An 11611-nucleotide genomic window follows, 5' to 3' on the forward strand; every position below is an offset into this window, starting at 1 on the left:
GGTATTTTTTTGCCCTAAATAAATCATATTGGTTGTTTTATATACAATTAATTCATTAGTGAATAATTTGTTGTTGATTTAATCTATTCATTGATGAATAATAATTTCACCAACACATCTCATGGTGAATAAAAAATGAGTACATTACGCTCTACAGATTGCGAAGAATTTATTAATGACATCGATGGCGGTGCCTTTGCAAAACAACTTGGCTATGCAGTTAGCAAGGTTGCAAGTGCTGCTGTTGATACACAAAAAGTCGGCGAGATCACAATTAAATTAAAGTTCTCTAAAGGCGTTGGTCACAACAACGTTACTGTAGAGCACAAACTAATTTCAAATGCCCCACTCCCAAAAGGTAAAAGTGTCGAAGAACACGGTGACAAAACACCTATGTATGTAAACACACGTGGTGATGTATCGCTTTTTGCTAAACACACTGACCAGCTTTTTGAAGAAAAAGCTTAATTTTTAAAAACTTTTTATCTCAACTAAAGGAAAGACCTTCATGTCTGAAAAAATCGAAATCGAAAAATTTTTAGGTTTAGCTAAACCTGTAATTCCACTTGAGCGTGGTCAGCTTGTAGCGTTGCATCATGACTATAGTGTTATAGCTGCTGAAAAATTTATGGATGCTCGCTTCCGTCCTCATGGTGAATTTACTACACCAACATTTAACGACTTTAAAGATTTTGTAGTTGCAGAAGGCGGTAAAAATACACCAATTTTTGTTAATCAAAATGACATGAAAGCTATTGCAGTTCTTAACTTCCATGGTGAAGGACAAGCCCAAGGCCATTGTGACTACTTAGCTTCTTTATGTTTAGAATCAACTGTTGTATGGAAAAAGTTGAATCAACTTAAAGACCATAAATTAGATCAACGCAACTTTGCTGTTTTCATTGAAGATTGGGCTCAAGTACTTAATGCATTTGATGAAAATCATAATGTCATTGATATTAAAGATGCCCTTGTTGCAGTACGAAATATGCAAATTGAAGCATCGACTACTAGTAACGCTGAAGTAGAAAACACACGTCAGGTTCAATCTGAAATGGCCCAAATTGCAGCATCTGCTAAAAAAGGCGTATTACCGGCTTATTTCACCATCCAAGATTCAGCTTACTTAGGTCTTGCAGAACGAGAAATCAAATTACGTTTAATTGTGAATAGCTCTGGCAGCACACCTCAGTTTGCCATTCAAATTGTCAAAGAAGAGTTATTACGTAATGAAATTATTGAAGATTTCAAAGAAGAAGTAATAGCTTTACTTCCTGAAAACCCTGTACGAATTGGGTCATTTAAATCTTAAGAAATAAAAAAAGCCCTGAAAACTTTGGACGGCTATCGGGGCTTTTTTCAACCAATACTACATAAACGTCAAAAGGTGAATTCTCATGGATCACTACAAAGACAAAGTTATAGACGAACAAGGCTTGATTAGCGTTTCGGAGGCGTTACGAGCTATGGCTTGTGGTCGTGTTATTCAATGTTCAAGTAAAGACTTTCCAAATTGGAAGGACATGGAAATCACAAATATTAATGCGAAAAATTTAATTGATGAAGAGCGCATTAATAAAAACGGCTTGAAGTACAGATATAAACCTTCGCAAATGTCTGTAAATGCTGAGCTAACACAAATGAAAAAGCCTCAATGACTTTGGACGGCTATCGAGGCTTTTTCTACCAATACTGTACGTATAAAGGCAAATTATTATGAATCAGAAATATATAAACAGTCAATCTGCCCCATCTACACCTATTTGTTTCGTGCCTGAACTTAGCGGGAATAAAACAAATAAACCAGCTACTTCTAAACTTTATCAGCATCCATCAGCAGAGGATCTAAAGTTTAAAAAAGATAGTAAATGGCCGTATGTTTTATGCTTCCTTATATTTAGTGCATTAGCTATTGCTTTCCTTTATGCATGTGATGCAGAGGCTCAAGTGCGTGAGCAGAAGACTCAACATTGGCAACAACAATTTAACTCAGGCGAACCTGTTGATGTTCAAGTACATGTAGTTAAATTAGGTGGTGCACAATGAGAACAAACTATTTACGAGGATCTAAACGTTACGAAAATAATCTGAATGGTCAAGTAAACCATAAATCAACTTTCCGTGAATTCGTAGGGAAGGATGAAGAACGTGGTTTATACAAAGTCCGTCTTGGCTATACAGTTTATGCTGCAAATCACACTTTAACTCGTGTTTATACGGTTAATGAAAACAATGAATTAACTCCTGTTTCACAATATACATTAAATACAAACGAGTGGATTTTAAGAAATCTAGAAACCGAAATTAAATATCGTAGAGGACGTGAATTAGGTCAAATTCTTCAAAAAACGCACATCCCTTCCCCTGACCGGAAAGCCTACAAAATTCGTCGTGGCTTTCTTGGTACACGCTAGTTGGGGATATTTATGTTAGCTATTAAATCTTTTCGTGTGATTTATGGTACCTGTCCAAGATGTACTAATGACAAATGCACTTTAGGTGTTAGTCATTCTGGCTCTGGTGCTCAATGGGAATGTCACAACTGTGGCTTTTGCTGGCCTAACAGTTAAATGGTGCATGATCAATGAAAGCAATTATTTTAGATACGGAAACCAACAAATTAAATGGTTATCCAATTGAAATCGCTTATGCGCCTTTTAGCTTAGAGAATGGTCAATTGTTAGTTCATAAGGATGAGGTTTTTAACCGTTTCTATTCTTGTCCTGAACCAATTGATTTAGAAGCAATGGCTGTACACAACATCATTGAAACGGATATTGAAGGTCAACCAAGTTGCGAATCGTTCCGGTTACCTGAAGGTGTTGAGTTCATTGTCGGCCACAATATTGATTACGACATCAAAGCTCTAAATAAATGTGGACCAGCAATTAAGGTAAAGACTATATGTACTTTAGCTTTAGCAAGGGACGTATGGCCTGATTTAACAAGTCATAAATTGGCTGTTCTGTACTATTTCGTAATGAGTAACCGTGAAGAAGCACGCAAGCATTTAAGACATGCACATTCAGCACGGGCGGATGTTTATTTTACTGGGATTATCCTTATAGCTCTAATTGAACGACTGGGAATTAAAGACCTTAATTCTTTATTTCTTATGTCTGAAGCAGTTCGTTTACCCAAAATAATGACTTGGGGTAAACACAAAGGAACACCTCTTAAAGAATTACCGCGCCCATATATCTCATGGCTACTGAATAAAGAAGACCTTGACCCACATTTGCGTAAAGCGCTTCAAAATATTTAAAGGTTAGCAACTATGAAACCTACTCTATTTACGCCTGAAACATGGGCGGAGTTTACCCAACAACTCAAAAATTCTTGGGAAAATGATAACGCTGGTACAGATTCACCTATTTTCGTTGTTCAATCAAAAAATATTGTGTGGGGTTTAGACCCTGCAAGCGATTCAGTTGAAATTACGAATATTGTAGATGTAGATCAGGAATCAAAATATAAATCAGTTGAAGAGTTTTTTGATTCACTAAAAGCTGCAGAAAAACATGATTTAAATGGATTGGCTATTGATGAAGAAGATGAGCTTTTCCTCGATGCCAAAGTATCAACACAAATTAATATTTTATCGGAATGGAACGAACGCAACGTCTATATTTGTCATGGTAAATATTTTTGGGAAGATATTAATTGCCATCCAACACGGTCAGCTGCTGAAGCATTTATTAATCGTAAATCACATGATTATGGTGAGTTACGTGTATTTGTAAAATCACTTTATTGGTGTGATGAGTTTAAAAATCTACTGAATGCAATTATTAATGGTGAAGTGGGTTTGACAAGTATAGATGACGACAACATTCTAAACGTTTTGGGACCAATTGAACCTAAAGCAGATAAAGAAACTAACTCAACTCAAGCAAAAAAATCTGCGAAGAAGGCCAATATCAAAGAGGAAAATTGGACTCGTTACCATAATGACAAACCGGTTGAGTCTCCGTTAGCTGGCCTTATTGAAAAGCTAAAGAAAACTAAAACTGCAGATGCAGCTAATAGTCTTATTGAGGAAACGAAAGACTGGGCTTCTGAAGATCAAAAATCTTTTTTAACTGAGTTAAATAAACACTTAGTCATTATTGCTGGTCAATCAAAAGAAAATATTTCTATTGGGGAAAAGATCAGACAAGCAAAGGACCTGACTACATTAGATGCCCTTGAAATTGATATTTCTGAAGCTGATGAACGTATACAAGAACGTCTAATGGAGCTGGTTGTAAAAAGAAGAAAAGAACTTGAGGTTGAAGGTAACTTTTTATTGGAGTCGCCTAAATGATTCAAATTTATAACAGCAAAACTAGAACATTTACTGTGATCGGTAAACGAACCCAAGTTTTCTTAAATGTTTCACTTAATGAAACAGAAGCTTTGCTCTTCAAAGCGAAACTTAAAGATTCTATTTGGAGAATGTAAATGATGCGTAACATCCCTGATTCTATGTCGCTTCCGTTCACAGTATGGATGTGTGAAAACGGATTTTATCCATCTCAAAAAAATGGATTCATGGTTTTAAAACGTGGCAAAGAAGTAGCAAAGATATCAATGAATGAAACAAAATACGGTTTCCCAATGAATGATATTTGCCAAAAGAAATTTGCCTCGTTCTGCAGAGCATGGATGAACAGAGATAAACACTTTATTGAACAATTACGTTTGCGTGGTTTAGCAAGATTAAATCAAAAAAGTTATCAGATGGTGGCAGCATGACAGATTTGAATAAGGAACGAGAAGTTAATTTACGCTTTGAACAAGATGATGGTTTTGTTTGGGTGTTCGATGGTGATAGTCAATTTGGCACCGAAATCAGTCATTTAATGATGATGCATGCAGATGAATATAACGAAGATGAATTACGTGTTACTTGTCACCATGCAGCATGTGAAATTGACAGACTTAGAGCAGAGCTAGAAAAAGCCAAAGCTCAGGCGGTGCCAGAAGGCTACGTTTTAATGCCATTAGAACCCACTCAAGAAATGCTTGGCGCTGCAAACCTTGCACCAATGCCTATGGTCCATATTGACAGCATATCTGGTAGAGAGAAGCTTCGTATATCTACTCAATACAAAGCAATGGTTAATGTTTGCAAATCGGGAGCTGAGGGATGAAATATCAAATACAACCAACACAAGTACCAGATGATTTAGATAGCTGCTGGTTCCACCCTGATATAGAGAAGCACGACACTATTGGAGAGCATGCTGAGTTTTATACAAAGGAACAATGGGCACAGCTTCAACTTAATCTTGGTGTAGAAATTCTTGTTGAGCGTTTGGAATATTTGGATATTCCAGAAATTCCTGAAGACGACTGTGCAGATTGGTCAAACTGGAAACCACAACCACCTATAAAAGATGCCTTTCTTATTGCAGGTTTTGATACAGAAGATGGGCCTTGTTTGTGGTGGGCAAAGCCTAAAGCGGAAAGTAAGGAGGGGTGAAATGTCTAAGTTAGATCAAATGTCAGAACAGGAAAAAAAGGAGCTTTTAGAAGAATTCCTAGAAGCCCCATTAGAAAAGAGTTTTGGTCAGGAAGCGGTAGCATTGTTTTTGAAATGCTCTACTCATACTTTGCAAGCTATGCGTTGTAATGGTAGCAGCCTACCTTACTCAAAAGTCGGCAGATGTGTTGCCTATCAAAAGGCAGATGTGCTGGCATATCAAGCTTCAAAGAAAGTATTTAATACGGCTCAACTGGCAAGAGCTAGTTAGTCAAAGGGATTAAGTTCGCCACGATAAACGGCTTCAATGTCATTCATGGCCTTGCGAAGCTTTTTAATCGATACCTGAACGTAATTACCAGTGACATCATCACGAGCGCCGGATCTATGATTGAGAAGGCGCTTAATTGTATATTGACCATAGTCAAGATTATTGCAGATAGTAGCAAATGTTCTTCTTAGGTCGTGTAGTGAAATCTTAATACCAGTTTGTCTCTCTACATAGTCAAGAACGCCATCAGGAGTAGAGATATAACCCCCACCATTGCCCTTTCTAGAAGATCCAGCAAATACATAATCACCTTTCCGGTTTTTATATCGCTCTTTCAAAATTGCCCACAATTGATCACCCATAGGCAACAAATGATCATCTCCATTTTTTGGGTCCTTGAATACAAAGGTGCCTTTTTCAATGTCAACTTCTGACCATTTTAAGGTCTGACCTTCATCCCGACGGCAGCCAGTAAACATTACGCATAGAACAAGGTCTCTAGTTGAGTTAGTAAACTCGGTTAGTCTTATAGAATCCTCGCCACGATACTCCATTACTGCCTTGTAAAATACAGGGATTTGATCTTCATCTAGATGGCGTGATCTTGGTTTAATCTTATTCCAGCCCCTTTTAGCAGGGATAATATCTACAGGGTTGGTTTTTAATATTGGATTTTGTTCAGTAGAATAGTGAATCTTTGCAAATGTCCAAATTGAGCCAAACATCTTTAGAGATAGGTTGGCTTGCGATTCGCTATACTCAGAAAGCTTTAAAAACTTTTCAAATACTTCATCTTTGGAAATTTCGAAAATATCTTTATCTTTCCAGTCAAAGAGAAAAGTTCGAAAACAATGATTATATGTATTAATAGATAACTGCTTAAGCTTCTTATGTTTTAAGTAAAGTTCAAAAGCTTCTTGAAAGGTTGGGCTATTTTTTGCAGGTTCACTTTTAACTTTATATTTACCTGTGGCGATTTCGGCCAGAAGCACTTGGGCTTGCTTTCTAGCTTCTGCTACTGAAAACTCATTTGTTTTACCAATTGTGATTCGATACAACTTGCCTTCATTACGTCTCTCTACAATAAAAACCTTACTTTTTGTTGTAGCCCGAACAGCAAAGCCAATCAGGTCAGAATCTCGATAAATCTTTTGACCAGACTCGGTCAAAGGGATAGCATCTACATTTGTTTTATTAAGCTTCATTTTTGGACCAAAACAAGAGTTTTACACTCATATCTTAGGTCCAAAATAAGCAACAGTCTACATATAGTCTACACAGCTATTTTAGATAAACATCAATAAGCAATTTACTATATTTTTTTCAATTACTTATAGAGTCTTATCTTTCCAATACTTTAGAATCGCCAATTGTAGAATAAATCTATTGCTCGTTCTAAAGATTGACTTGCTTCCAAATACAAACGGCGGTTCATTTGATAACGCAACGTCAGTTTATTGACTGGAGTAAACACACCCACACCATAACGAATAAATAAATCAGGTGTAATGTAACCAGTTAAACTTACTTGAGTATCATCTCCTGTACCTTGAGCATCTAATGCAAGACCACTCAAACCAAAAGTACGACCAATTTGATTCGTTAAAGCACGAGTACCACCCAAGCCCATACTAATACCGGCAGCAGCAATTGTATTGTTCACATCAGATTTAAAGCCTTCTGCATTACTTAAACCACTGGCACCTTCATTAATACGCCCTGTCACGAGTGCATTTAATGCCTCTTGTTCAGAAAGGCCTGCATCATTATAAACTTGAATGTTTGGTGATGAAGCAGTACCAGTGACACGAACCCCAACCATACTACCCTGAACATTTTTATTCGCATCAATATCTAACGTCGGGTTTGCCAATGGGCCATTAAAACGGGCAATTGCACGGTTTAAATCTAGGCTTTGACCATAGGCCTCAATTTTCACTTTTTGACTTACACCAATAGCACCCATTGCTCGCATTGCTGTTTCATAACCGCGTTGGGTTAAATTCAAACGCCCCACTAAAGGAATATTACTGTTAAAGCCTTGGAAGATGACTTGATTGCCAATATTTACCGAAATATCTGCACGGATATCCCACGGTTTTGCCGCACGTAAAATTGCAAGTGGGTCCTGACCTTGGCGAACAATACGAACATCTGAAGATGTGTTAACCACTGGTGCAGTTGTTTCAGGCATTGAAATACGTGCACGAGGAACATCTACTGATCCTTTCAAGCTTAAACGCTTATCAAAAGGATACATATCAAGTGTCAAATTCGGATTTGCAATGGCCGTAATTAATGGAGCTTGACGTACAAGTAAGTTATCACCTTTTAAGTTTAACTGTAGACGCGGTGCATTTTTCCAGTCAAAACTACCTTTAAGTAACCCTACACCTTGTCCACTATTGAATGCACCATCAATTGTTGCCATGTCCTGATGAATAGATGAATACACCTGTACATTGGTTAAATTAACCGGCAGGGAAATCATACTGATCGCCCCGTTTTTCAAACGCATTTCGCCCGTAAACTGTGGCTGGGTCAAAGTACCATTCACTTTGCCAGCTAAGGCTAAGGTACCACTCATTGAACGTACATCTTGAATGAATGGTTTTAACACTTTTAACTGTACATCGTTAAAAGCTACCTCTCCATGCATCGGCATAGATGATTGGTATGGATTAATAATAACATTCGCATATCCTGTACCAATATCAGGTGTTTTTACATCGACACGGAACAATAAGCCTTCTGAAATACTTTTCGCAATTACACTCAGTTCATCATAAGCCAAAGTAGTCGGTGGATCTTGCGGGTCTTCCGCTGCTAAGCCCAGTTCACCTTTTCTGGTCACTAAGCGTGCATCAAGCTTAGGATGCCCACCATTTACCCAAGAAGCTTTAGCATAACCATTAAGTTGGCCAGTCATAGCCAGACCTTCCGGCATGAACGCAGCAAAATCGCCTAAATCTAGATTCTGAGTAACAAATGAAATATTGCCTTGCGCTTTACTCACACGCACAGGCTGGTCAAGACACAACTGGCTATTTGTACTTTGCCAGCAATGTTGTCCAACATATAATTCAGAACGTGCCGATGAGAAAACAACTGGTGCATTTTGATTTTGTGCTAGACGAATCCGGCGTGAATCAAAACTTCCTTTTTGAATTTGCCCTAACCAATCATTCTTCGCATTAAATCCACCGGCTAACTGAACATAGAATTTAGAAACATTATTATTTCCTTGCACTTTTAATAAATGGGCTTTTCTTGTTCCTGTTAAATTCACCTCAGCAGACTGAATTTGACGGCTACCACTACGTAAATTGTCTAATTTTGCTGTTAACTGAGTTGGTGTTGTTTCGGAAGTAGGCAATTCACCCTGGATACGAAGTTTTTTAATACTGACTAATGTATTAAATGCAAAATTATCAACCGCAATATTCGCCGTAGCTTTCAAACGCGGTTGAGATTGGACACTCAAGTCTCCATATGCACGCCCACTTAAACCCGGATACAACTCATAAAGCGCAGGTGCATTCAGCTTAATTTTTAAATTCTGTGCATTACCAGTCGCCTGCAACTGGTTTTGCGCATAAACTAAAAATAGATTATTTGCTTCAAATTGCTGAGGTAAAAAGCCTTTTTGGTTCGAATCCATAAGTATGGATAAGTTACCTTTACCTCTGACTGGCTTATTATTCAAATAACCCGCAAGGTTCAATTGTTGAATATCAATACGCTTTAACTTGTCAGACCAGATGCCTTGTGTTTTTACATTTCCTGAAATTTCGCCTTTTACACTAGAGGCAAAATATTGAGGTTTAAAGCGTACTAACGAGCTATTAATATCCCAAGCAATACGGTCTTTTAAATTTAATGACCCAGTCGCATAGATTTTCCCAGCAACACCATCATGTTGTAACTGACTAATTCGGATAAAATCTGGGGTGCCTGCAATAGAAAACTTTAATAGTCCATTGGCTTGATTAAGCGCTTTTAAAGATCCGTCATAATTGACCGCAAAGCCTTTAAAACCGCCACCTGCTTTAACATCATTAAATAATAAAGCTGCTGTACTTTTTCCAGCTAGCGCAACCATTTCTTGACCTGCTTGAGCCAAGCGACCTTTTAAATCAATTTTTTCAAGCTGAATAATTTGTTGATTTGGCTTTGCAAAACCGCTGGCTTTAATTGATCCGTTGAGCAAGTTAACTGGTGCCGCTGTATGTATACTTTGTGGATTAAAGTCTTTTGCATTTAATAATGCATTCCATGCCAGCTGACGTTTTTCACTTGGTAATAAGACTTTGGCCTGACCTGTGAGGCTACCCTTTTGAGCCGCAAAACTAAAACTAGGAACATTAAGAATATTATCTTTAACATTCAAAGTTGCTAAATATTGTCCAGCCGGTAATAAGGTCTGTTCATGCTGATATACTTTTGTCGAGACTTTAATATCTTGCTGACCATCTCGCAAAGTCAAATCAACTTGACCACTATCACTACTTAACCAACCTATATATGGCATAGCACGATCTATATTTGCCCAAGCCACATTCATAAACATAGGTTGTGGCTTCTTATTCTTTTCAGGTGCTTGGTTTAGTTTAAGTTTCCAAGATTCATAGCGGTCAAAGTCTACATTGGCAAATACTTCCGTACCTTTTTCCAAAGAGCCAGTTGAAGAAACGGCTGCATCTAAACTTGGCGGTAAGAAATCCTGAACAACCTGAGGAATAGCTTTGTCTTTAGGATTAACATGATCTAGACGACCTTTGATGTCCCAAGTGACATGATCTTTCCAGTTCACTAATCCTTTAAGATTAACTGCACCCTTCATGACCTGCCCGTTAAAATCAGTAATATTCAACTGATGAACCAGATCAGTATTCATTAAGGCGTTGTACTGGCCTTCAGGTAAATTCTCCCCTTTTAAATCTGTCTCAAGCGCTAAGTTGAGTTGCTTAACATCACCCTGAAATTTAATTACACCGTTTTTAGCAAATAATTTTTGCTCAACCAGTAAAGGCAAGTGATAATTTTTGAGTAACAATGCACCTTGCATAGGCACTTCATGACGAACAGGATGTAAAACAACCCAACCTGTTAATAAATCTGGTGTTGTCGTTGCTACACCGGCTTGCAAGGTATCTAAACTACCTCGCGCTGCCACCTTAATATTTTGGATGTTTAAACTTTTTAAAGAAGGAATTCTTAAATCTGCAGTCGCATTCAGTGGATATTTACCGCTAAAGTCCATATTTCCTGTTGCATTATGAACAGAAAGATATCCCATATCCATACTTGAATTTTCAAATTTCAGTTTTGTCTCTGACCACAAAGCATCATTTAAATGAACATCATGGAAATTTACGACAGAACCTGAATTTTTAATTTCTAAATGATCAACATCTCCAACATCTACACGAAGCACAAATGGTAATTTAATGGGTTTAAACTCAAATGGCTTATCCGATGGCGGAGCTTTGTTAATAATAACTAGGTTACGGACATCTGCATTGCTCAAATGCACTTCTTTTTCTAATATTAAAGAACGCCACCCTAAACGGACATCAGCTCTATCTAAAGTAACGTCAACTTCTTTTAACTGAACAATAATATTTTTAAGAATAATTCCCCTGAGTAAATTACCCCCCTCATATTCATATTTAATGACTTGCTGAGCTTGTAAAACACGATCTAATAAAAAACGGCTTCCACGGTCAGTCGACATCATAATAATGATGGAAGCAACAAGTAATAAAAGTATGATCAAGATTGTCAGCAAGAAGCTACGCAAAATACGTCGCTTCTTAGGAGAGCTAGGTGCCGAAGTGGGCTGCTGTTCTACTTCCGCCATAAAATAAACC

Annotated in this window: 13 protein-coding genes; 11 read left to right on the forward strand and 2 right to left on the reverse strand. The window is 37.6% G+C overall.

Features of this window, described 5'->3' with window-relative positions; translation table 11 throughout:
- Positions 1-135: 135 nt before the first annotated feature.
- The 11 genes from EGT34_RS04095 to EGT34_RS04145 all read left to right on the forward strand — a co-directional run bounded on the left by EGT34_RS04095 (position 136) and on the right by EGT34_RS04145 (position 5738).
- The gene (locus EGT34_RS04095) at positions 136-468 is read left to right on the forward strand and encodes a hypothetical protein (RefSeq protein ID WP_000105905.1); all 333 of its coding nucleotides are present in this window, start codon (positions 136-138) and stop codon (positions 466-468) included.
- A gap of 40 nt (positions 469-508) precedes the next feature.
- Complete coding sequence (locus EGT34_RS04100) at positions 509-1312, forward strand: DUF2303 family protein (RefSeq protein ID WP_001290755.1); 804 nt, start codon at positions 509-511, stop codon at positions 1310-1312.
- Positions 1313-1397: 85 nt separating this feature from the next.
- The gene (locus EGT34_RS04105; RefSeq protein WP_000350172.1) at positions 1398-1658 is read left to right on the forward strand and encodes a hypothetical protein; all 261 of its coding nucleotides are present in this window, start codon (positions 1398-1400) and stop codon (positions 1656-1658) included.
- Between the two features lie 58 nt (positions 1659-1716).
- Positions 1717-2046 (forward strand): hypothetical protein, encoded by a 330-nt coding sequence (locus tag EGT34_RS04110; protein ID WP_001072362.1) that lies wholly within the window; start codon positions 1717-1719, stop codon positions 2044-2046.
- A complete protein-coding gene (locus EGT34_RS04115; protein ID WP_001260062.1) occupies positions 2043-2414 on the forward strand; it encodes a hypothetical protein in 372 nt (123 codons plus the stop codon). The genes EGT34_RS04110 and EGT34_RS04115 overlap by 4 nt, the downstream gene beginning before the upstream one ends.
- Before the next feature lie 170 nt (positions 2415-2584).
- Positions 2585-3265 carry a PolC-type DNA polymerase III gene (locus EGT34_RS04120; protein ID WP_000644001.1) on the forward strand — a complete coding sequence of 227 codons (681 nt, stop codon included), beginning with the start codon at positions 2585-2587 and terminating at the stop codon, positions 3263-3265.
- Positions 3266-3277: 12 nt separating this feature from the next.
- Positions 3278-4306, forward strand: a complete 1029-nt coding sequence (locus tag EGT34_RS04125; RefSeq protein ID WP_000805212.1) for an ead/Ea22-like family protein — start codon at positions 3278-3280, stop codon at positions 4304-4306.
- A 137-nt stretch (positions 4307-4443) separates the two neighbouring features.
- Entirely contained in the window at positions 4444-4737 is a 294-nt protein-coding gene (locus EGT34_RS04130) for a hypothetical protein (protein ID WP_000986117.1), read from the forward strand.
- A complete protein-coding gene (locus EGT34_RS04135) occupies positions 4734-5135 on the forward strand; it encodes a hypothetical protein (RefSeq protein ID WP_000130794.1) in 402 nt (133 codons plus the stop codon). Before EGT34_RS04130 ends, EGT34_RS04135 begins: the two co-directional genes overlap by 4 nt.
- Complete coding sequence (locus EGT34_RS04140) at positions 5132-5467, forward strand: hypothetical protein (protein ID WP_000877059.1); 336 nt, start codon at positions 5132-5134, stop codon at positions 5465-5467. The genes EGT34_RS04135 and EGT34_RS04140 overlap by 4 nt, the downstream gene beginning before the upstream one ends.
- Before the next feature lies 1 nt (position 5468).
- A complete protein-coding gene (locus EGT34_RS04145; protein ID WP_000039877.1) occupies positions 5469-5738 on the forward strand; it encodes a helix-turn-helix domain-containing protein in 270 nt (89 codons plus the stop codon).
- Here EGT34_RS04145 and EGT34_RS04150 read toward each other — a convergent pair.
- Both EGT34_RS04150 and EGT34_RS04155 read right to left on the reverse strand, forming a co-directional pair.
- Positions 5735-6943, reverse strand: coding sequence for a tyrosine-type recombinase/integrase (locus tag EGT34_RS04150; protein ID WP_000773636.1), 1209 nt, complete (start codon positions 6941-6943; stop codon positions 5735-5737). The two genes, EGT34_RS04145 and EGT34_RS04150, sit on opposite strands and share 4 nt — an antisense overlap.
- A gap of 152 nt (positions 6944-7095) precedes the next feature.
- Positions 7096-11601: a translocation/assembly module TamB domain-containing protein gene (locus EGT34_RS04155; RefSeq protein WP_000852521.1), complete on the reverse strand. Its 4506-nt coding sequence runs from the start codon at positions 11599-11601 to the stop codon at positions 7096-7098.
- Positions 11602-11611: the final 10 nt, after the last annotated feature.

The organism is Acinetobacter sp. FDAARGOS_558, from assembly GCF_003937785.1.
GTDB classification, from domain to species: Bacteria; Pseudomonadota; Gammaproteobacteria; order Pseudomonadales; family Moraxellaceae; genus Acinetobacter; species Acinetobacter baumannii.